We start from the raw sequence: 21,942 nt of genomic DNA on the forward strand, positions 1-21,942 counted from the left end.
GATTATGCAATTTTTTCCATGATGCACGCGCCGTATGCCGGCAACAAACCGGCACTGGCATCATTGACCGATTTTACTATGCGCCACCGGTCGGGTTGCGCCGGTTGCCAGTCTGACGCTTCGCCACCCATATTGAATGCACATATCAGATGCTGGCCTTCGCTCTCCCGTTCGAACACAAGTAGATTAGACTGCGCCTCGATTATCCGAAGGCTACCGGTACGCATGGCTTCCTTGTCATTACGAAATGAAATAAGGTCGCGGGTTAAATTCAGCATCGAATGAGGGTCGGATTCCGCAAGGTTGACGGCCAGCAATCTGTGGTCGGCCCCAAAGGGCAGCCAAGGTTCTGCACTACTAAAGCCACATTGCGGCGCGTTGGCATCCCAGGGCATCGGTGTACGGGTGCCATCGCGGCTCAGAGTCAGGGGCCAGTTAGCAATGGCTTCTGGGTCCTGAAGCTGCTCAAAGGGAATGTCGACTTGGCTAAGGGCGAGTTCCTCGCCTTGCCACAGTATGACATTACCGCGCAGCGATACAAAAAGCATCATGACCATTGCAGCAAAGGGTTTCTGAGCGCTGGCCGGCGCCCAACGGCTGATCCAGCGCGGCGCGTCATGATTGGAAAAGGCCCAGCTTGGCCAGCCAATGCCGTCCTCATCCGGCCACGCCTCCAATGCCTCGCGTACCAGTGCCGGGGTCAATTTTTCGGCATATAAAAAATTGAAGCCGTAGGCGCTGTTGAAATGATTCTCACCGGCGGTGAAGGCTTTCATTTCCCTGTCAGGATCAGGCCCGCCGACTTCGGCAACGGTAAACCGGTCAGGATATTTATCCATGAGTGATCGGATACGTCCGATAAATGCCGGAATATCGGGATGCGATTGGTTGTTGATTTTCAACTGGAAGTCAAAAGGTCGGGTACGCACATTATTATTTGCAGGGGCAGGGGGATTGTCCTTAAATTCCGGGTCGTGCATGGCGAAATTGATGGCATCGACGCGAAAGCCGTCAACGCCGCGATCCATCCAGAATTGGGCGACTGCCAACAGCGCTTCTTGCACTTCGGGATTGTGTACATTCATTTGCGGCTGGCTGCTGAGGAAATTGTGCATATAATATTGGCCGCGCCGCGCATCCCAAGTCCATGCGGGGCCGCCGAACACCGATTGCCAGTTATTCGGTGGGGAGCCGTCTATCTTTGCATCGGCCCATACATACCAGTCCGCCTTTACATTTTCCCGGCTCGACCTGCTTTCGGCAAACCAGCCATGCAGGTCAGACGTGTGCGAATAGACCTGATCAATCAGGATTTTAAGGCCTAGATCATGGGCCCTTGCAACCAAAGCGTCGAAATCGGAAAGGTTACCAAAAATTGGGTCGACGCCGCGATAATCGGCCACATCATACCCGAAATCTTTCATGGGTGACGTGAAAAACGGGGATAGCCAGACGGCATCCACGTTCAGCGACGCTATATAATCCAGCTTGCCTGTTATCCCTGGTAAATCGCCGATACCATCGCCGTTGGAGTCGGCAAAGCTGCGGGGATAGACTTGATAGATCACCGCCCCGCGCCACCAGGGGTGAACAATATGCGGAACAGAAGAAATTAGGGGGTCGCTCATTTTATCTTGCACACCATATATCCGAATGCGGGAAGCGAAACGGCGACCGATCCTGCCAAACGCGGCGCGGCTGGGCAGTTTCCGCGCAACATTTCCAATTTTTGGGCTGATTTTTCAACTTCAACATTTGCATTCAGTGCATCTTTTGACGTGTTAAACACAATCAGTAATTCGTCGCCTGAAGCAGCGTCAATTCGCGATACGGCAAAGAGGCCGGGCTTTTCGCCATAGTTTCGGACTATCTGGTCGCCCCGACGTAACGCCACCTGTTCGCTCCGCAATTTTGCCAGGTCAGTAATTGCTGTGTAAATCGGATGGCGAATATCAAAATTGCTGTCCGCTGTAGTCGCGTCCGTGCCGACTAAGTCATTGTCATTATACACGGCGACCTTGGAGGGGAACATATCTTCGCGCGCGTCCTGATCGTTTCCGTCACCGGCAAAGCCTTGTTCATCGCCTGAATAAATGGTGGGAACGCCGCGCAACGTCATCATCATGGCATGGCCCAGCAGGACGCGCTGCAAAATCTCGGCATCGTCGGCCTTGGGATGGGCCAAGCGCATTTCGCGGGCGAAGCGTCCGAAATCATGATTCCCAAGAAAGGTCGGCAATTGCTTTGCGGTTTGCTTGCCACCTTCATACAAGTCATCGCCTTCAAATAGCGTCGCCAGCAAATCTGTCCCCGCGCGACCGGCAACCGTTTCAATGGCGGCCCGCCGGAAGACGAAGTCGAGCACAGTGGGCAATTTGGCAACCCGCGTATGCAAGGCCTGCGCCTGCACATCAATGCCGTCCGATGCGACTTCGCCGAAAATTTGGAAATTGGGGATTCCACGCGCCTTTGCATGGGCCATGATCGCCGGCGCAAATACCGCCCAGAATTCCGGGTTCACATGGCGCGCTGTATCGATCCGATAGCCATCAATACCGTAACGGTCGATCCAACCTTTATAGACTTCGATAAAGCCTTCGACCACGCGCGGGTCTTCGGTGGCGAAATCATCCAGGCCGACGAAATCGCCCATGATCGAATTTTCACCCCGGAATGTCGTATTGCCGCGATTGTGGTAATATTGGACGTCATTCATCCACGCAGGCACCTTTACGTTCGCCTCGCTTTTAGGGACGATGGGGGTGTAGGCTTTGTCGGGATAATCGGCTCTGCTACGATATTCGCAGGCGCTTTCTGGGCATTCGGCATATTGAATGACGTCAGCGCTGTGGTTGGTAATGATGTCCATATAGACCTTCATCCCGCGCGCGTGGGCAGCATCAACAAAAGCCTTGAATTCGGCATCGCTGCCGAAATGAGGGTCGACAGAACTGAAATCCGTCACCCAATAGCCATGATAGCCCGCCGATTCCTGCCCCGGACCGCCTTGTACCGGCTTGTTCTTGAAAATCGGCGCGAACCAGATTGCGGTGACGCCCAAGCCTTGAATATAGTCCAGCCGCTGAATTAGCCCTGCCAAGTCCCCGCCATGGTAAAAGCCCTTGTGCGACGGGTCGAAGCCCGTGACCATCTTGTCACCGGAAAGCCCACCCTTGTCGTTCGTTCGGTCGCCATTTTCAAATCGGTCGGGAAGAACGAAATAAATGACCTCGTCTTCCGGTAGCCGGTCGCGGAAGGGTTGGGCCGCGATTGGCATCGCACTGAATGTTGCAAGCAACGTGAATTTTAACAGGTAATTCGAGCGACCAATTTTGCGTGTCATGGGGGCCTCCAATTCAGCAATTCAACTTACTATATTCCCGGAAAAGACGGGATCAAAAGCAAACGCCCGACAATGATACATTTCATTGCCAGGCGTTTTATCATTCAATTTTCAGGCATTAAAAGTTGAATGTTGCTCCAAGGAAGAAAGTTCGTCCAAAGTTCTGCAGCGTACCTGTTTGATCTTCCCGTCCGAAGAAGGTCCGCGTTGGTTCGTCCGTAAGGTTGTTAGCCTGTGCCAGCAATTTCAAACCGGCCAAAGCGCTTGATACGTGGAATTCATAGGAAAGTTGGGCATCAACCACAGTTTCAGGCGCGCTTGTCAGGATCAATTCGCTGATACCGATTTGCGGACTTACGAAACTGGAGCGATGACGCGCACTGACGCGCGCTCCAAAGCCGGACTTTTCATAAAATACGACCGGGTTGAAGACGTGACGCGAAAGTCCCGGCAGCGGCAAATTGATGTTGGCACCGCTTGTGGAGCTTGGGAAGTTAAGGTCGCTTTCACTGTAGGCATAGTTCAACTGTACACCCAGGCCATCAAAAGGCGCTGGAAGTTCGGTGAATGTTTTGGAAAGCTGGAACTCGATGCCCCAGACATATCCACCATCACCATTGATAGGCGCCCCAAAGCTGCCTGTTGCGTTTCCTGGGATATTTGTTCCAGGAATTGGAGGAGGCGTGACGCCATTTTCGACAAAGTTGAAGTTGGCAATATTGTCGTTGATAATGAATGAGCGCAAATCCTTGTAAAATGCGCCGATGGCAATGATGCCGCTACGACCAAGATAATGTTCATAGCTCAGGTCGAATTGGTTGGCCCGGAACGGTTGAAGTGATGGGTTGCCTCCACTCCCGCTGGTGTTTCCATCAGAGCCAGTATTAACACTTATTGATCCCCGAAGCTCAAAAAACCGGGGGCGCGAAATTTGGCGGCTGTAGCTCAGTCGCAACAGATCACTATCACTGAGGTCCAAAATCATATTTGCCGATGGAAGGAAATCGGTGAATTTGTCGCCACGCGTAACCAACCGACGGTTTTCACGCGCGGGCGGTGGTGTGGCGGGGTCATCCTGCAGATTGGGATCCGCAAATAGAACAGTTGAACTTTGGTCGGTCTTGACGACGCGAAGGCCAAAATTGCCGCGAAATCCAAGGCCACCGAGCGTTGTATCAAAGTTGACCTGACTATATCCGGCTAAGGTTTCTTCTTTAATTCTAAAGCTTTGGTCGATTGTAAAATCAAAAGTGATCTGATCGGTCGGCTGGCGCGAACCAAGATTGTTGCCAAATGCGAGGTTAAACGCCTTGTCGATATCCACTACTGCGAAATTTGGTAAGCCAGCACCGGCAAATCCACCCGAAAATCCGCCAATTTTAACAATGTCTGCGGGAACCTGCAAAGGACCGCCTGGAATTCCAAATGTGTTGAACGACGTGACAACGCGCTGGGCATTGCGGTCAGCGTAACGGAAACCAAATTCTACAGATTTGAAGAAATTATCATCCATTGCGATGCTCACGTCACCGGCAACGGCAAATAATTCATCTTCGTCACGTTGTGGAACGAGGAACTGGCCATCAAGCAAAAAAGCACTGCCGCCAGCGATATCGGTGTCCGTAAAGTCGGTGGAGATGGAATTTATTGTCGGCAGATTTATACCATTGAGGCGATAGTCGACAATGATATTGCCCGGCACCTGATCAGCTCTGATAACACCTAACGGGTTTTGCGCCGACACGGGAGATACACCCGTTACGTATGGCCTAAGGTTTATACCGGAATTGTTAAAGAAGCTGGTGCCGCTTGAATAAGATACATCAACCGAAGCGGTTATGTTGTCACTAAAGTCATAAGCGAGGTTGCCGCCAATGGTGTAGAGTTCGTCGCGACGACTTTCGTCCTGATTAACCAGTTCGGTACCAAGGCCAAAGCCAAATCCGTTGCTGCCAACCTGGTTAGTGAAGACACCACCAACCAAGGCATCGTTTATGACGACTGGATTGTTAATTTGGTTGTCGCCGCTTTGGGTAGAAACTACGCGGAATCCGCGTCTGGCGACATCCGATTTGAATTTTGAATAATAGCCGTCAACGAGAAACCTAACGCTGTCCGATGGTTCCCATTGCAAAACAGAAATCACCGCGTCGCGGGTCTCACGTCCGCCAAATTGGATACCTTCAAATCCAAAATTGAACGCATCGGGCGTGCCATTTCCATCCAAATCTCTTGTAGGAGAGCCGCCATTGCCGGGGGTCGGAAAATCAAATTGGACAAAGCGCGTGGCGACATTAGGCTGGAACAGGCGGGCGTAGCCAAGAGCAAAGCCGATTGTGTCATCCGCGAGCTTCAATTGAATGGAACCAGATGCGCGATATCCGGTCGAACCGACATCGGGGCTTTCGCTAGCACGGTCATTATATAGCCCGCGAATGTTCACCTGGCCTTTGAAATTATCTCTATTATTCAATGGACGAACGGTCTGTAAGTCGATCTTGCCGCCAATACCGCCTTCGATATGTCGCGCAAGCGGCGACTTATAAACGGCCGCTTGATTGACGAGCTCCGATGGATATTGGTCAAATTCAATCGTCCGGTTACCCGAAGTTGCCACCTGTTCGCGGCCATTCAAACTTGCCGAAACCAAGTCTTGGCTTAGTCCGCGAATGTTGATGGCGCTCGCTTGTCCGCCGGTACGCTGGGCCGATACGCCGGGCAGGCGCGCCAAAGATTCCGCGATCGAAACGTCCGGTAATCCGGCGATATCATCGGAGGACACGATATCCACAATGAAGTCGGATTCACGTTTTAAGGCTATCGCATTTTCGATAGATGCCCGAAAACCCGTAACAACAATCGCATCTTCCTCATCTTCCGCCGGTGTGGCATCTTGCGCGGCGGCGGGTGAGGCGAGGGCGACTAATATTGCGGTGCCGAGTGCAAAGCGGCTTGCACCATGCGCGAATTGGCGCGCAGAATTGAACTGGAACTTGGCCATGATAAACTCCCCTAAAAGGCCCTATCCTATTTATCGGACAGTAACCGGCTACGTTGACACACCGATACGCAGGATCGCACCAATGCAATTATGACCATGACAAAATGCGCCTGACGCCGCGTATTGGCCAGAAATCCACATACGTATTCAGAATATGCATTTTGGAATGTTGCAATTTCGCAACACTTGTAGCGCTTTCAATAAAGCTGGCCCACCGTCATTGCGTCACTCTGTTTGTCGGCCTAAGCTGATGTCAGGAGCAGGAAAGGCGCTGACCGGCAATGGCAGTCAAAGCCACATCATTTGATATCGCACAGCTTGCAGGGGTGTCACAGCCGACCGTTTCGCGGGCCTTGCGGGGCAGCCCGACAGTCTCGGAGCAAACCCGCCTGCGTATCGAGGCCATCGCACAGCAGCTGAATTACAAGGTCGACAAAAACGCGTCGAACCTGCGATTGCAGGAAACACGGACCTTGGCATTGCTGTTTTTTGAAGAGCCGACGCCGGATGAAAATGGGATCAACCCCTTTTTCCTGTCGATGCTCGGCTCGCTCACCCGCACCTGCGCGCATCGGGGCTATGACCTTTTGATTTCATTCCAGCAGCTTTCGTCCAACTGGCATGTCGATTATGAAGATAGCCGCAAGGCCGATGGCATCATTTTGCTCGGTTATGGTGATTACGAACTTTACCGGGCGAAACTCGAACAACTGGTGGAGCAGGGGACGCATTTCGTCCGTTGGGGCTTTGCCCAGGAGGGGCAACCGGGTACGACCATCGGATGCGACAATTTCCGTGGCGGGATGGACGCAGCGCGGCATTTGATGCAGCATGGCCGCCGAAAAATCGCATTTCTGGGCGATGCGAGCAGCCACTATCCCGAATTTCAGGATCGCTATCGCGGGTCATGCGAAGCACAAGGCGGCGAAGGCATTATCGCAGATCCCAAATTGCAGGTTGATGCCCTGAATTCGCAGGATGCAGGCTATGATGCGGCTGAATTGCTGATCGCCAGCGGCGCAGAATTTGACGCCATTTTTGCCGCGAGCGATACCATTGCAATCGGCGCGATGCGGGCGTTACGCGACCATGGCCTTGATATACCCACGGACGTTGCGATCATCGGGTTTGACGACATTCCGGCCGCAAGCCTGACCCACCCGCCGCTAACCACGGTCCAGCAAAATTACCGCTTGGCGGGCGAAGTTCTTGTCGATGGTGTGTTGAAGCAAATTCGCAACGAACAGGTTCCGACCGAAGTGTTGCCGGCAAAACTGATAGTGCGTAAATCCTGCGGGGCGCATTGAAATCTGCTTCCTTATACGTATGCGTAACCTGCTCCGCCCATTGCGACGCGCTGGTCTTTCTGTCAGCCTGATACCCAATAAATAACCTTGGGAGAGGAATTTTCGTGGAAAAGCCGCGTCAGGGATTTTGGGGGCTGTGGAATATCAGCTTTGGTTTTTTTGGCATCCAGATCGGGTTTGCCTTACAAAACGGCAATATGTCGCGTATTTTTCAGGCGCTGGGCACTGGTCTGGACGATTTGCCCGCGTTGTGGATTGCAGCACCTTTGACAGGGTTACTTGTCCAGCCGCTGGTTGGTCATTTCAGTGACCGGACATGGTTTGGAAGATTTGGACGCCGCCGTCCCTATTTTCTGGCAGGCGCGATATTGGCCGCATTGTCGCTGATCCTGATGCCATTTGCCAAAATATTGTTCTTTGCGGCATTGATGCTGTGGTTGCTCGATGCGTCGTTGAATATTTCGATGGAGCCGTTTCGTGCGTTTGTAGGGGATATGCTCCGTAAGGATCAACACACCGCTGGCTACGCGATCCAAACGGCATTTATCGGCGCCGGCGCAGTGGTCGGTTCCGCTTTTCCTTACGCATTGGACGCATGGGGCGTATCCAATCTGGCCCCGGCGGGGCAAATTCCCGATACGGTAAAATATAGCTTCTGGTTCGGCAGCGTTGCGTTGTTCGTGGCCGTTCTATGGACGGTCTTGACGACCAAGGAATATAGTCCGGCGGAATTGGCGATGTTCGAAGGTCCTTCGGCTGATAATGACGCCACAATTCGGGCACTTGCGTCAAGATCAAAGACCCGCGCAATTTTATGGATTGTAGCAGGTGCTTTCGTGGTCGTGATGGTCGGAATATCCGGGTTGGAAAAGGAAGTATATCTGCTGGGTGCGTTGATTGCAGCATATGGCGTGGCAAGTTTAATTGCCATCGGACTGGCACAATCCGGCCGCAGCAATAACGTGCTATCCCACATAGTCGGCGATTTCTCGGGAATGCCTGAAATCATGAAAAAGCTGGCTTTGGTTCAGTTTTTCAGTTGGTCTGCATTGTTCATCATGTGGATTTACACCACACCTGTGGTCGCCCAATATATGTTCGGTTCCGCCGACCCCGCCAGCGCGGCTTATGGCGACGGTAGCAATTGGGTTGGCACGCTGTTCGCGATTTATAATGGCGTCGCCGCATTGGCGGCATTGATAATTCTACCGAAGATGGCGGAAAAATTTGGCAAGGTGAATACGCACATGGCCTGCTTGCTTGCCGGATCTGCAGGGTATGCCAGCTTTCTTTTCATTCGCGATCCGAACCTGCTCATCCTGTCAGAAATTGGCGTGGGCATTGCGTGGGCGTCGATATTGGCGATGCCCTATGCCATTTTGGCGTCAAGCCTGCCTGCCAGTAAAATGGGTATCTATATGGGGTTGTTCAACATATTTATCGTGATCCCCCAATTGCTCGTCGCGACCGTCATGGGCAGCATCCTGAAAGCATTTTTCCCGACAGAACCGATCTGGACAATGGCATTTGCCGCGATTGTGATGCTGTGTGCCGCGTTGTCGATGTTGCGGGTGAAAGAAGAGGCGCGCGCGACTCTCTAAAATGACCCTGGTACCTCGCGCTGAGCCAGGCTGGGATTTGTCGGCAGCGGCATAATTTCGCGTTGTTGGCGCGTTGAAGTCCGCTGCGCGCTTTGACTGGCGATGACCGGGGTGCAACTGCGTCCAGCGACAAAATCAAGCGCGGTCCGCAAAGATGCCTCTTGTGGATCACCCAGCGGCCGGGTGATGTCATCGGCGGCGGCACACGTTGTTCCCATGGTTCCAGCAAGACCGGAAAAATAGTCCCCCTGGCCAGCGGCATTGTCCTTGGCAAAGGCAACCACGCGTATCCGGTCGTCACAAGATGCCTGATCGACGGCAATTTGCCCGACCGGCTTGCCGAAACTGTTGCTACCAATCAACGCGGCGTTCACGCCCAAGAAGGGGGTGAAGCTGTTCATCACCAATTCGCTGGCCGAGGCGGTGGCATTGGTTGAAATGAAGGCAATTTTGACCGGAGAGACTGACTGCGGTTGCGGCGAAAACCGCCGTGTTTCATTGTTCGAAGATTTTGAAGCGCGAAAACGGGTTACTGAAAAAACGTCGCTGCTAAACCGGTTTCCGCCCATCAAATCGCCCATCAATTCTGCGGTTGATACCAGCCCGCCGCCATTATAGCGAAAATCGATCACAAAATTGGTAATCCCTTGCGCCCGAAAATCGGCGAATGCGGTCCGCAATTGATTGTCGGCGGTCGTAATGAATGTCCGCATGTTGATATAGCCAACCCGCTGACCGCCATCATCGATTATTTTGGACCCATAACGCGAAGATAACGGTTCAATATTGAAGTTGGCCTTGGTCACAGTCACGTCGCGTGTGCCTGCTGTATCGGTGATACGTAACACGCGACTTGTTCCGGCCGTGCTTGGCCCCAACGCGTCATTGACGCCATTGGGTCCTTGCGCGGTCAAAATATCGGCTACCGTAACCAGATTCGACGTGCTCGTGCCGATGGCGAGAATCTCGGTCCCACGATCTATGCCCGCATTAAGGGCGGGTGCACCTTCAAATGCTTCAATCGTGAGCAGGCGGTTTCCCTGATACGCAAGGCGCACTCCGAAGCCAGCGGTTGAACCTGAGGAAAAGAACGCATTCTCCTCCTGGATCGAAGTTATATAGGTAAAAAACCGGTCGCGCCCCTGTCCGCGGGCGGTCGCGGTCAATGCATCGATATAGGCTTGCACTGAATTAAAGCCCGCCGGGCTAAGCGCAGATGGCAATGTGTCGGGGAAAAGATACCATTCGTTGAGAACAGAAAATGCGAAATTTTGCCGATCGACAAGCCCGCAGCTCGTTGTTGTCGGCGGCGTGACTGGCGCTATGCTTGTCGGAGGAGCCGTTACAGATCCGCCGCCTGATCCACCACACGCAGTCAATCCTGCTGCAAGAATTACAATAACGTTTTTGAACGGGCTCATTTTCATATTGTCAGATCTTCCGCCTGCGCCATCCATGTTGGGATAGCGCTGGCAAAGCTATTGACCGATCCGACACAAGTCCACTTTTTTCAGAGTTAAAAAAGCCTGAGCAAATTGTAACCAAAATATGGTGAGCCCTGCTGGGTTCGAACCAGCGACCTACTGATTAAAAGTCAGTTGCTCTACCTACTGAGCTAAGGGCCCTTATCGGAACCGCATATGCGGTTTGACAGAGAGCGCTCCCCCTAATGGCGCTAGGGTGCGGGGTCAAGCCGCTTTGGACGGTTAAATCGCGATTGTAACTGACGTATCGATAGACCGGTTATGGGGTCGCGCCAATCTGGTACAATCATCGCCGCCGGTGTGAGCACGAAATTACGGATTCGCATGGCTGGATGGGGTATATTCAGGTCCGGGTTGCGATCCGCCCAGATGCCGCCCGACCATAAAATGATGTCTAAATCCAACGTCCTTGCGCCCCAAGGTTGACCACGACGGATGCGCCCGAAATGTGCTTCAATTTCTTGTAGGCGAGTCAAAAGTTCTGAAGGAGGCAGGTCAGTAGATAGGACAGTTGCAGCATTGGCATAACATCTGAGTGAAGGCCCCACTGCGGCGCTTGTGATGACGGCAGACTGGGCAAATACGTCGATATCATCCATTTCAAGCGCAGCTATTGCCTGATGAATGATCTGTGCCGGTTTGCCGATTACGGGATGGGGCTGGTTGGATCCCAGGCCGATAAGATAGAGGTGAGGCAGCTTATATATCCTCGACCAAACGACTATAAAGCTGGGGCCTTCTGTCCCTAAAGAAACCCATGCTGGCACGATGGGTGCGGGCCTGATCCAGATCAAAAGTTGCAACCAAAAGTCCGGTTTCACTGTCGTTCAGGTCGGTAACGACTTCGCCCCATTCGTTTGCGATGAAACTGGTTCCGTAAAATTTCTGGGGTCCAAGACCATGGTCGTTTTCGTTACCTACGCGGTTGGCGGCGATCACTGGCATACAATTGCTGACCGCGTGGCCGACCATCGCGCGCCGCCACATATGCCGTGTATCGAGCGTTGCGTCCTGCGGTTCCGCCCCGATCGCCGTCGGATAGAACAGCAGTTCCGCACCCATCAAGGCCATCGCCCGCGCGCATTCGGGATACCATTGATCCCAGCAGATGCCGACTCCGATGCGCGTGCCGAACACATCCCAGACCTTGAAACCTGTGTTGCCGGGCCGGAAATAATATTTTTCCTGATAGCCGGGACCATCGGGAATGTGGCTTTTGCGGTAGGTACCGAGAATCGCGCCGTCGGCATCGATCATCGCCATCGTGTTGTAAAAATGTGTGCCATCGCGTTCGAAGAAACTGGTCGGTATGGCAACCCCCAGTTGCTTGGCGAGTTTCGCCATTGCCCGTACTGAGGGATGTTCCAAGGTAGGACGGGCAAGGGCGAAGTGCGCTTCTTCCTGCGTCTTGCAGAAATAGGGACCCGAAAAGAGCTCCGGCGGGAGGATGATCTGCGCGCCATGCCCCGCGGCCTGGCTGACAAGGTCGGATACGGCATCGATGTTTTCGGCTTCGGTGCCAGCCAAGGGCAATTGAAGTGCGGCGACGGAGAGTGAATGGGTCATAGGCTCGCTATAGCCGCACACCGAAACGCGCGGCAATGCCGATTGTTGCCAGATAGAGCAGTATGGTCACAAGGCCCGAAGCGGTCAGCGTCACCCAAAATCCAACTCCGTTCCGTAACATCCAAGGGATGATCAGAAACATGGGTAAACTGGGCAACACATACCAGAATGTTGCCTCAGCATGATTGGCCAGCAGCTTCGGGTCGGCTGTGTCGCGCCACAACCAGATCATGCCCAATATCGAAATGAGCGGGAGCGACGCGATAAGCGCCCCTGCGGCTGGGGCTTTTTTGCCGACCAATGCGATCAGCGCGATAATGACTCCCGAGAGTATCGCTTTGATCGCAAAGGTCAGCATATCCAAATCAGGGACGTTTTTTGAACAACAGCGTCATGCGATCAGATTCGCCGATGGCTTCATATTTTGCCTTGTCGGTTTCACCTTTGGCAAGACGCGGGGGCAGGGTCCACACCCCGTCTGGCCAGTTGGCTTCATCCTTCGGATTGGCGTTGATTTCGCTTTTGCCCGCGAGTTCAAAGCCATTCACTTCCATGAACTTGATGACGTCGGCTTCGCGCAAATATCCCGCTTTGCCATCCGCATAGTTATAAGAAGCATCGGCCTTGGCACGGTGTTGTTCGATACCGAGCAAGCCATCATCCTTCAGCAGGTCGCGCATCGCTTTGATTTCGGCATCAGCGATGTTCCACCGCTGCATATTGTGCAACATCCGCATCACGATGATGCGGTCGAATGTTCCTTTCGCGCCTTCTGGAACTTCGCTGAGTGAAAAAGCGCTAAAGTCGGTTGCAGGGCGACCGGAGACAGCAGCAACATCGGCGGGGAACTTGGCGATTCCTGCCTTGATGCCTTCCTTGGCCGTGTCGCTAAAGTGCGTTTTGGTACCGAAGAACAGACCTACATATTTTCCTTTTTCATCCACATATCGGCCCAAAATCCGGGAAACCCACTCACCGCCGGGGGCATATTCACCAATCACATGATCGGGGTGAAGCTTGAAGAATTCGAACGTTTCTGCAGGATGGCGATATTTGTCACGCTTCGAATCTTCGACACGTGACGGGTCGGCCAATATTTTCGCCAGACGCTCTTTATGCGCCTTGTGCATTTTGTCATGCTCGGCCTTGCTTATACCCATATGGCCGTCGGCAAAGGACGGAACGGTTAGCACAGTTGCGGCGAGTGCGAAAAGAAGGGATTTTTTCATGGGGGATTCCTCTCTGTTGAACTGCGTCCCTATATGGGTCCGAAGTGGCAAAAAGCCAAGATAGCTAAATTGGCACCTGTTGGCTGGAGCAATGGAAGCTGCCACCACCGGAAAGGACGGCATCGGCGGGGCTGCCCACGACTTTATGGGTGGGGAACAGGCTTTGGATTTCCGCCAATGCCGCGTCATCGTACCGGCTGCCATAAGTTGGAACGACGACCACGCTGTTGCCGATGTAGAAGTTCATATAGCTGGCCGGGACGGCTTCACCATATTGTTCAAATCGACCGACAGAGGGCAGGGGAGTTACCTTACATCCGAACGCTTCTGCGGCTTTGCGCGCTTCGGCATAGACTGCGCTGTTCGGGTCGTTCGCATCACGTGCTTCGGGAATGACCAAATGGTTTGGCCCTACGAAACGCGCCAGATTGTCGACATGCCCGTCGGTGTGATCGTTGGCCAGTCCGTCGCCGAGCCATAGCAGGCTATCGATGCCAAGATCGCTGCGTAACCGCGCTTCGATCTGTTCTTTGCCCAGATCAGGGTTGCGGTTGGGGTTTAGCAGGCAATCGACTGTGGTTACGGCGCGGCCCTCGCCATCAACATCAATGGAGCCGCCTTCCAATACCCAGTCACAGGGCGTGGCCGTTAAGCCCGCCGCCTGCGCGAGCGTCTTGCCGATTTCCTGATCGCCGTCAAAGTTGAATCGGTTGCCCCAGCCGTTAAAGCCGAAATCGCGCGCGATACGGCCATTGCCTTCGCCGACAATGATGCAGCCTGTGTCGCGTAGCCAGATATCGCCAATCTGGCGTTCCTCGACGATTACACCCGGGGCGGCGAGATCGCGGGCCACTTTTGCCGCTTCGGCATTGCCGGCGATTAGATACACCGTCTCGCCCTTGCCACCGTCATGGACCGCATTGGCAAAGGCGGCGACTTGCTTTTGCGCGGCGGCAAAGGGTTCTTCCCAATGGCCCCAAAAGCTGGGGAAGCCTATCCAGACACGCTCGTGCGGAGCCCATTCGGCGGGCATTCTCAAAGGCATGGTCGCTTACTTCCCGTCGCGGCTTTTGTCACGGATGGCGCGGAATTCGTCGCCTTCATTCCAATTGGGCCAGGCATCGGTCATCGCGAGCATTCGGCCTACGCGATAGTAGAGCCGCAGATCCGACATCACGCCGGTCCAGTCCCATGCCTCGTTATATTCGTCGGCGGGGGCATGATAACGGTTCTTTTCATAATCCTCGGCGGCCGCCTTGGCCGCTTCCTTGCCACCGGTGACCAGATCATCACCACCTTCAAAATAGACCATTGGCACACCCAGCTTTGCAAAGCTGAAATGGTCCGAACGATAATAGAAACCCTTTTCGGGGGTTGGCTCCATTTCGGGGGTTCGCCCCTCGGTCTTGGCTGCGGCGTTCAGATAATCGTCGAGTTGCGATTTACCTTTGCCGATCACCGTCAGATTCTTCGCAGGGCCCGCCATCGAAAAGGCATCCATGTTAACGCCGCCCACTGTCTGGCTGAGCGAATAAACCGGGTTTTCGGCATAATATTTGGAGCCGAGCAGACCCGATTCCTCGGCCGTTACGGCGAGAAACACGACGCTGCGGTCCGGCGCGCCTGCCTTTTTGAAGCCCTCCGCCAAGGCAACAAGAGCGGCTGTGCCGGTGGCATTGTCGACTGCGCCGTTGCAGATATCGTCGCCATCGGCTGCGGCTGTGCAGCGGCCCAGATGGTCCCAATGGGCCGTGTAGAGGACATATTCTTCTGGCCGTTTTGTCCCCTTCAAAATGCCAACAACATTTTTGCTCGCTTTGCGCGCAATGTCATTATCAAAGCTCAACGACGCCGTCAGGCCCAAGGGTACAGCCTTGAACCCTTTCTTTTTCGCAGCGGCCATTTGCTTGTCCAGATCCTGTCCAGCCGCAGCGAAGATTTCCTTCGCAACATCTTTCTGGATCCATCCGTTCGCTGCAGTCTGGCTTGCGCCAGCGTCTTTGGACTGGGCCAGAAACTGCGTCCCCGTCCAGCTCGAATTGACGACACTCCAGCCATAAGCGGCGGGTGCATCATCGTGGATAATGAGCACGGCCGCAGCGCCCTGACGGGCGGCTTCTTCATATTTATAGGTCCAGCGGCCATAATAGGTCATCGCCTTTCCGCCAAAATCCCCTTTCAAATCGGGGGCATCAAAGTCAGGGTCGTTGACCATGACGACGACCGTTTTGCCTTTTACATCGACGCCAGCATAATCGTTCCAGCCCTTTTCAGGCGCTACGATGCCGTGACCGACAAAGACCATCTCGCTCTGGTCGATTTTGGTTTTGGGAGTTTCGCGATAGCTGCCGATGACATATTCGCTGCCATAAGCAAAAGAAATTGCCTTGCCGCTCTTGTCGGCAATGCTGAGCGCGGAGACGTTTTTGGCAGTGATTTCAACCAGTGGCACATCTTGTGTCCAGCCGCCTTTATTCCCTGGCTCCAGCCCCGCTTTTTTGAATTGATCTATCAAAAAAGTAACGGTCTTTTCCTCGCCAGGGGATCCGGGCGCGCGCCCTTCATAACTGTCGAGCGATAATTCTTTTGTTACGTTCTTCATCGTCTGTTCCGACAGGTCAGGCACCGTGACTTGCGGCAGCGCGGAGGCATCGAAAGCAGGGGCGTTCGCCTGTTTACAGGCCGAGGTCAGCACCAAGGCCGAGGCCGCTACAAGCGTCAGAATTCGCATGGATAACTCCCAAAATTTCTCTTTATAAATTCTTTTGCCAGACACGGACGATATCCCCAAACAAAAAAGGCGGCCCCGCAGGACCGCCAGATTTGCTTCGGTTTGATCAGTTAATTAGCGCGAATAGAATTCGACGACCAGATTTGGTTCCATCTTTACAGGATAGGGCACTTCATCGAGCGATGGTACGCGCGCGAAGGTGACCTTGTCGTTGCCGTCTACGGCCACATATTCCGGAATGTCGCGTTCTGCGAGGCCTTGAGCTTCGATAACCAGCGCCATTTCCTTTGCCTTGTTGCCCAGGCTGATGATGCTGCCAACGTCGACCTGACGGCTGGCGATGTTGCACTTCACGCCGTTGACGCGAACGTGGCCATGGCTGACGAGCTGACGGGCTGCAAAGATTGTTGGTGCAAATTTTGCGCGGTAGACGATCATGTCCAGACGACGCTCAAGCAGACCGATGAGGTTCTGCGAGGTATCGCCCTTCATGCGGTTGGCTTCCTGATAAGCGCGCTTGAACTGCTTTTCAGTGATGTCGCCATAATAGCCCTTCAGCTTCTGCTTGGCGCGCAGCTGAATGCCGTAATCGGAAAGCTTGCCCTTGCGGCGCTGACCGTGCTGGCCGGGGCCATACTCACGCTTGTTGACGGGGGATTTAGGACGGCCCCAGATGTTTTCACCCATCCGGCGGTCAAGTTTATACTTCGAGCTTGTACGCTTCGACATTTACAGTCTCCAATTTGCTAACAACGATGTTCCCGGTACCGCGCGACACATGCAAGATGTGCCGGACACCTGCTTCACCGGGATGCAGGGTCAATTGCGAAGGCGGGCCTATGGCGGTAACGCGCCGGATTGTCAACATCGCGCTCGACTTTATCCGCGCAGCTTTCTAAGGCGCGGCCATGTCTGATATCTCCCGCACTGTCTCGCCCGATGATTGTAGTTCAATGCCGCAGGTTAGGGCGGGGGTGGATGCAGTCGATCTTGCGCTGGTTGAGCTTTTGACCCGACGATTCGCTTACATGTCCGCCGCCGCGCGGATAAAAACCGACCGCTCCGCCGTCCGTGACGAGGCACGTAAAGCGCAAGTGCTGCAAAATGTGAAATTGGCGGCTGCTAGCCACGACCTGCCGGTCGATGTCATCGAGCAATTATGGGACCAGTTGGTCGAAGCTTCAATTGCCTATGAATACGGCCATTGGGATGCCCAACGCGCATCTTGAGTGGATGACGCTGTTATGGATGCAATCTGTCTGATTCAATGCGTCGCTTTGCCAAGGTAGTTAAAACACCCCGCAAAGTGCGGACTTCAAGGGCATTCCAGCCGGGCTTGGTCAATAGATTCCGCAATGTGCGACGGGTAACAGGTGCGCGATCGGTTGGTCTGAAATATCCTAGCGGATCGAGCATTCCATCCAGTTGTTCGATCAAGCCATCAAGTTCAAACTGACTGGCAGGAGGATCGATCTCGGTTTTTGGCGGGCTGGCCAGCTTTTGCGTCTTGGACCATTCATAAGCGCAAAGGATCACGGCTTGTGCAAGGTTGAGCGACCCAAATTCGGGGTTTATAGGTACAGTGATGATAGAACGTGCGACCGTTACTTCGTCGCTTTCCAAGCCAGATCTCTCCGCGCCGAACAAAATTGCGCTTAGCCCGGGGTTTCCCAAAATTTCATGTGCGGCCGTTTCGGGCGTAATAACCGGCTTGGTTACGCCCCGCTTGCGGACTGTCGTTGCATATATATGGCCGATATCGGCGGTGGCATCTGCCAAAGTGCCATAGACTTTGGCATTGGCCAGCACGATATCTGCCCCCGATGCTGCGGGTCCGGCCGACGGGTTGGGCCAGCCATCGCGCGGCGCCACCAGCCGCATTTCTGTAAGACCAAAATTGAGCATCGCGCGTGCCGCTTTACCGATATTTTCGCCCAATTGGGGCCGAACAAGTATGATAATGGGCGGCGCGCTCATTTCTTTGCCGCTTCAGCCACGCTCCCGGCGAAATCCTCAAAATCTTTCGCTTCGCTAAAGTCCTTATACACTGATGCAAAACGGATGTAGGCGACACTATCCAACGCCTTCAGGCCATCCATTACAAATTCGCCGATCCGTTTGGATTCGATTTCACTTTCACCCAATGTTTCAAGTTGACGTTGTATGCCCGATGCGAGTTTTTCGATCTGGGTGCTATCCACCGGGCGCTTGCGGCACGCCACCGATAGTGATCTTTCAAGCTTTTCCCGTTCGAAAGGTTCGCGTTTTCCCTCGGTTTTGACAACCGTCAATTCGCGAAGCTGTATCCGTTCAAAGGTCGTAAAACGCCCGCCACAGCCTTCACACTGGCGACGGCGGCGGATGGCGCTGTTGTCCTCGGTAGGACGACTGTCTTTGACCTGACTATCATCATGTCCGCAAAATGGGCAACGCATCTATTTCTGATTTTCCTGATTTTTCTTTTTATTTACATGCCTGTAGGCGACAATTCCAGCGCCGATAAGTGCACCAGTTGCAAGGCCGATAGGCGCGATAACTGCCGCGGCTGCCCCGATCGCTGCCCCGCCGGCCACTTTCTTGACTGTATCCTGATCGGCAAGATGCTTGCCGGTGTGAAACGCGTCTTTGGTTGCGCCCCACAGTTCATCAGCCGCTTCACCAACATAATGCTTTGCCTGATTTGGAATGCTCTCCGCTGCACGCTGTTCAGGCGTTTTAGCCCCGCACTGCGGACAGAATTTTGCACCTTCCTGATACTCGCCGTCGCAATCGTTACAATATCCCATGATCAAATTCCCTTCTGTGTATTAGATGGGTAAGTCACCTTTATAGTTCAAGAGGGGTAAATTGGAAAGCGCCTGCACAAGGCTTCCGCTTCCGCCTTCACGCGCGCCTCGATCTGGCCATCACCGGCTTCACCATTTTTACGCAAACCTTCGACGACGTCCGCAATCATCCGGCCAATGTCGCGGAACTCCGCCGGACCAAAGCCTCGTGTCGTGCCTGCGGGTGTTCCGAGGCGGAGACCCGAGGTCAGTGTCGCCTTTTCGGTGTCGAACGGAATGTTGTTTTTGTTGCAGGTGATGGACGCACGATCCAGCGCATGTTCGGCATGTTTGCCCTTTGCTTGCTTAGGACGCAGGTCGACGAGCATGGAGTGGTTGTCGGTTCCACCCGATACGATATCCAGCCCCTGTTCCTGCAAGCTGGCGGCGAGCACTTTCGCGTTTTCAACCACGCTGGCGGCGTAGCTTTTGAATTCCGGCTTCATCGCTTCGGCAAAACATATCGCCTTTGCAGCGATGACGTGCATCATGGGTCCACCCTGTAGCCCCGGGAAAATAGCCGAATTGAGCTTCTTCGCGAGCGCTTCGTCGTTGGACAGAATGATACCAGAGCGCGGGCCGCGCAGCGACTTGTGCGTGGTGCTGGTGACGATATGCGCGTGGGGAATGGGGGAGGGATGGGCGCCACCTGCAACCAGACCCGAAATGTGCGACATATCGACCAGAAGTGTTGCGCCGATCTCGTCGGCGATGGCGCGGAATCCGGCCCAGTCCCAGATACGCGAATAGGCGGTGCCGCCTGCGATAATCAGCTTGGGTTTATTCTCGCGGGCAATGCGGGCGACTTCATCCATATCAATGATCTGGTCTTCGCGGCGCACGCCATAGGGGATGGGGCTGAACCATTTGCCGGACTGGTTGACAGGCGAACCATGGGTCAGGTGACCGCCAGCCGCGAGATCCAGACCCATGAAGCTGTCGCCCGGATTAAGCAGGGCGAGGAAAACGGCCTGGTTCATCTGGCTGCCGCTGTTGGGCTGCACATTGGCAAAACCGCATCCGAAAAGCTTCTTGGCGCGTTCGATGGCGATTGTTTCGATCTCGTCGACATATTCGCAGCCGCCATAATAGCGCTTGCCGGGATAGCCTTCGGCATATTTGTTGGTCAGGATCGAACCTGTGGCTTCCAAGACAGCGCGCGACGTGATGTTTTCCGAAGCAATCAGCTCGATCTTGTCCTGCTGACGTCCCAGTTCTTTCGCGATCCAGCCCGAGATTTCAGGATCTGCCTCGGCAAGGCTACGCGTAAAAAAGCCGTCAGGCTGTACGTTGCTAAGATCATTGGCGGGGTGGCTGCTCATGCTGATTCCTTCGCATTTTGCGGGTTGGACAATTTATCGACGCGGCGCTGGTGGCGATCTCCACCAAATTCCGTGGAAAGAAAGCGATCGACGCAGGCTTTTGCCATTTCGATACCGATCAGGCGGGCGCCCATGGCAATCACATTTGCGTCATTATGTTCGCGGGCCAATTGCGCCGACAGCGGTTCGGACACCAAAGCGGCGCGAGCAGCGGTATTGCGGTTGACGGCGATCGAAATGCCAATTCCCGAACCGCACAATGCAATACCGCGCTCGGCATCGCCATCGGCAATCGCAGTAGCCAGTTTATATCCATAGTCGGGATAATCGACCGAGCTTTCGTCATGCGGGCCAAGGTCGGTGATGTCATGGCCTAGCTCGCGCACATAGTCGACCAGCGCGGCTTTCAGCGCGAGGGCGGCATGGTCGGAGGCAATGACGATACGCATGGGCATATCCTTCGCGGCGAGAGGACTCGGAGTTTGGTTCCTCTAAGCGAGAGGGTGTAAAAACGCTATGCCGAATTTGCCCGATTGTGCAGCTTTTCCACGGGCTTTATGGGGGGCTATGCTCAACGCAATACTCTCGCTCGCCATGATTGCCGCTTTTTTGCTCCTTTTCGGCGCGTGGAGGCGCTGGCGGCGCGACGGTATCAGCCAGCAAATGTGGCTTATGGTCGCGGCTGCGCTGGTTATATTTGCCAATATCGCAATCTGGGTCGTGCCCGATGAAAAGGGCAACAGTCTGGTGACCGGCGAAGTGAAATAACACTTCGCCCGCCGAACTCACTTGATGGGTGAATTGGGGTCCAGACGGAAATCCAGGTAATTGTTTACCGACGCCATCAGCATATCCATTTCATTTTCATAGAAATGGTTGGCACGCGGAATTTCGTCATGATGGATCGTGATGTGGCGCTGGGTCCGCAATTTATCGACCAGTTTTTGAACCGCACTGGGGTTCACAACTTCATCCTGTGCGCCCTGAATGATGATGCCGGACGACGGGCAAGGGGCGAGAAAGCTGAAATCATACATGTTCGACGGCGGCGAAACCGAGATGAATCCGCGTATTTCAGGGCGACGCATCAGCAATTGCATACCGATCCACGCGCCAAAGCTGAAACCGGCGATCCAGGTGGTGGACGCTTCGGGATGGAAGCTCTGCACCCAGTCGAGCGCCGATGCGGCGTCGGACAGTTCGCCGATACCATTGTCAAACTCGCCTTCGCTGCGGCCGACGCCCCGGAAGTTGAAGCGCAACACGGCAAAGCCGCGCGCCACGAAGGTCTTGTAAAGCGCTTGCGTGATGCGGTCGTTCATTGTGCCGCCGGCTTGCGGGTGCGGATGCAATATCATTGCGACCGGTGCGCGGGGACGTGGCGGGGGCGAGAAACGGGCTTCGAGACGGCCTTCGGGACCTGGAATAGCAATGGCAGGCATCTATTTTTTCGATTCTATATTTAAGTGCCGCGCAGCAACCGATTGTTCGGGCTTTGCAGGAAGTCGAAGCGCTATATAGAAGCAGTCACGA

At 54.2% G+C, this 21,942-nt stretch carries 22 protein-coding genes and 1 tRNA gene; 4 read left to right on the forward strand and 19 right to left on the reverse strand.

Annotation, left to right across the window (positions count from 1 at the left end; all coding sequences use genetic code 11):
• Positions 1-2 precede the first annotated feature (2 nt).
• The 3 genes from ACEW72_RS06435 to ACEW72_RS06445 form a co-directional block, all read right to left on the reverse strand.
• Positions 3-1,628: an alpha-glucosidase gene (locus ACEW72_RS06435; RefSeq protein ID WP_373475555.1), complete on the reverse strand. Its 1,626-nt coding sequence runs from the start codon at positions 1,626-1,628 to the stop codon at positions 3-5.
• The gene (locus tag ACEW72_RS06440) at positions 1,625-3,343 is read right to left on the reverse strand and encodes an alpha-amylase family glycosyl hydrolase (protein ID WP_373475556.1); all 1,719 of its coding nucleotides are present in this window, start codon (positions 3,341-3,343) and stop codon (positions 1,625-1,627) included. The genes ACEW72_RS06435 and ACEW72_RS06440 overlap by 4 nt, the downstream gene beginning before the upstream one ends.
• A 118-nt stretch (positions 3,344-3,461) precedes the next feature.
• A complete protein-coding gene (locus tag ACEW72_RS06445; RefSeq protein ID WP_373475557.1) occupies positions 3,462-6,344 on the reverse strand; it encodes a TonB-dependent receptor in 2,883 nt (960 codons plus the stop codon).
• 281 nt (positions 6,345-6,625) lie between these two features.
• On the opposite strand from ACEW72_RS06445, the gene ACEW72_RS06450 reads away from it, so the two are divergent.
• Both ACEW72_RS06450 and ACEW72_RS06455 read left to right on the forward strand, forming a co-directional pair.
• Positions 6,626-7,651, forward strand: a complete 1,026-nt coding sequence (locus ACEW72_RS06450; protein ID WP_373475558.1) for a LacI family DNA-binding transcriptional regulator — start codon at positions 6,626-6,628, stop codon at positions 7,649-7,651.
• Between the two features lie 104 nt (positions 7,652-7,755).
• Positions 7,756-9,252 (forward strand): MFS transporter, encoded by a 1,497-nt coding sequence (locus ACEW72_RS06455; RefSeq protein WP_373475559.1) that lies wholly within the window; start codon positions 7,756-7,758, stop codon positions 9,250-9,252.
• On the opposite strand, the gene ACEW72_RS06460 is transcribed toward ACEW72_RS06455, so the two are convergent.
• The 10 genes from ACEW72_RS06460 to ACEW72_RS06505 form a co-directional block, all read right to left on the reverse strand.
• Complete coding sequence (locus tag ACEW72_RS06460) at positions 9,249-10,673, reverse strand: S41 family peptidase (protein WP_373475560.1); 1,425 nt, start codon at positions 10,671-10,673, stop codon at positions 9,249-9,251. The genes ACEW72_RS06455 and ACEW72_RS06460 overlap by 4 nt on opposite strands.
• Positions 10,674-10,801: 128 nt before the next feature.
• Positions 10,802-10,877 (reverse strand) — tRNA-Lys (locus ACEW72_RS06465).
• Between the two features lie 50 nt (positions 10,878-10,927).
• A complete protein-coding gene (folK, locus tag ACEW72_RS06470; RefSeq protein WP_373475577.1) occupies positions 10,928-11,461 on the reverse strand; it encodes a 2-amino-4-hydroxy-6-hydroxymethyldihydropteridine diphosphokinase in 534 nt (177 codons plus the stop codon).
• Entirely contained in the window at positions 11,436-12,302 is an 867-nt protein-coding gene (gene aguB, locus ACEW72_RS06475; protein ID WP_373475561.1) for an N-carbamoylputrescine amidase, read from the reverse strand. Before aguB ends, folK begins: the two co-directional genes overlap by 26 nt.
• Positions 12,303-12,309: 7 nt before the next feature.
• The gene (locus ACEW72_RS06480) at positions 12,310-12,660 is read right to left on the reverse strand and encodes a DUF3147 family protein (protein WP_373475578.1); all 351 of its coding nucleotides are present in this window, start codon (positions 12,658-12,660) and stop codon (positions 12,310-12,312) included.
• Between the two features lie 7 nt (positions 12,661-12,667).
• Positions 12,668-13,531: a class I SAM-dependent methyltransferase gene (locus ACEW72_RS06485; protein WP_373475562.1), complete on the reverse strand. Its 864-nt coding sequence runs from the start codon at positions 13,529-13,531 to the stop codon at positions 12,668-12,670.
• A 64-nt stretch (positions 13,532-13,595) separates the two neighbouring features.
• Entirely contained in the window at positions 13,596-14,576 is a 981-nt protein-coding gene (locus ACEW72_RS06490) for an agmatine deiminase family protein (protein ID WP_373475563.1), read from the reverse strand.
• Positions 14,577-14,582: 6 nt separating this feature from the next.
• A complete protein-coding gene (locus ACEW72_RS06495; protein ID WP_373475564.1) occupies positions 14,583-16,262 on the reverse strand; it encodes a M28 family metallopeptidase in 1,680 nt (559 codons plus the stop codon).
• Positions 16,263-16,376: 114 nt separating this feature from the next.
• Complete coding sequence (rpsD, locus tag ACEW72_RS06500) at positions 16,377-16,991, reverse strand: 30S ribosomal protein S4 (protein ID WP_373475565.1); 615 nt, start codon at positions 16,989-16,991, stop codon at positions 16,377-16,379.
• Positions 16,963-17,130, reverse strand: coding sequence for a hypothetical protein (locus ACEW72_RS06505; RefSeq protein ID WP_373475566.1), 168 nt, complete (start codon positions 17,128-17,130; stop codon positions 16,963-16,965). The genes rpsD and ACEW72_RS06505 overlap by 29 nt, the downstream gene beginning before the upstream one ends.
• A 40-nt stretch (positions 17,131-17,170) precedes the next feature.
• Between ACEW72_RS06505 and ACEW72_RS06510 the strand changes: the two genes are divergently transcribed.
• Positions 17,171-17,491 carry a chorismate mutase gene (locus ACEW72_RS06510; protein ID WP_373475567.1) on the forward strand — a complete coding sequence of 107 codons (321 nt, stop codon included), beginning with the start codon at positions 17,171-17,173 and terminating at the stop codon, positions 17,489-17,491.
• A 13-nt stretch (positions 17,492-17,504) separates the two neighbouring features.
• Here the strand turns inward: ACEW72_RS06510 and ACEW72_RS06515 are convergent, their stop codons facing one another.
• Genes ACEW72_RS06515 through rpiB form a run of 5 tightly spaced genes read right to left on the reverse strand, consistent with a single transcriptional unit; the run spans position 17,505 to position 20,858 of the window.
• Positions 17,505-18,239, reverse strand: a complete 735-nt coding sequence (locus tag ACEW72_RS06515; RefSeq protein ID WP_373475568.1) for an RNA methyltransferase — start codon at positions 18,237-18,239, stop codon at positions 17,505-17,507.
• Positions 18,236-18,697, reverse strand: coding sequence for a transcriptional regulator NrdR (nrdR, locus tag ACEW72_RS06520; protein WP_373475569.1), 462 nt, complete (start codon positions 18,695-18,697; stop codon positions 18,236-18,238). The genes ACEW72_RS06515 and nrdR overlap by 4 nt, the downstream gene beginning before the upstream one ends.
• Complete coding sequence (locus ACEW72_RS06525) at positions 18,698-19,048, reverse strand: hypothetical protein (protein WP_373475570.1); 351 nt, start codon at positions 19,046-19,048, stop codon at positions 18,698-18,700.
• A gap of 47 nt (positions 19,049-19,095) precedes the next feature.
• Positions 19,096-20,409 carry a serine hydroxymethyltransferase gene (gene glyA / locus ACEW72_RS06530; RefSeq protein WP_373475571.1) on the reverse strand — a complete coding sequence of 438 codons (1,314 nt, stop codon included), beginning with the start codon at positions 20,407-20,409 and terminating at the stop codon, positions 19,096-19,098.
• Positions 20,406-20,858: a ribose 5-phosphate isomerase B gene (gene rpiB / locus ACEW72_RS06535; protein ID WP_373475572.1), complete on the reverse strand. Its 453-nt coding sequence runs from the start codon at positions 20,856-20,858 to the stop codon at positions 20,406-20,408. Before rpiB ends, glyA begins: the two co-directional genes overlap by 4 nt.
• Before the next feature lie 118 nt (positions 20,859-20,976).
• On the opposite strand from rpiB, the gene ACEW72_RS06540 reads away from it, so the two are divergent.
• Positions 20,977-21,177 (forward strand): hypothetical protein, encoded by a 201-nt coding sequence (locus tag ACEW72_RS06540; protein ID WP_373475573.1) that lies wholly within the window; start codon positions 20,977-20,979, stop codon positions 21,175-21,177.
• Positions 21,178-21,194: 17 nt separating this feature from the next.
• Here the strand turns inward: ACEW72_RS06540 and ACEW72_RS06545 are convergent, their stop codons facing one another.
• On the reverse strand, positions 21,195-21,851 hold the full coding sequence (locus ACEW72_RS06545) for an alpha/beta hydrolase (protein ID WP_160353177.1): 657 nt from the start codon (positions 21,849-21,851) through the stop codon (positions 21,195-21,197).
• Positions 21,852-21,942 lie beyond the last annotated feature (91 nt).

The organism is Sphingorhabdus sp. (assembly GCF_041737645.1).
Classification (GTDB): domain Bacteria; phylum Pseudomonadota; class Alphaproteobacteria; order Sphingomonadales; family Sphingomonadaceae; genus Sphingorhabdus_B.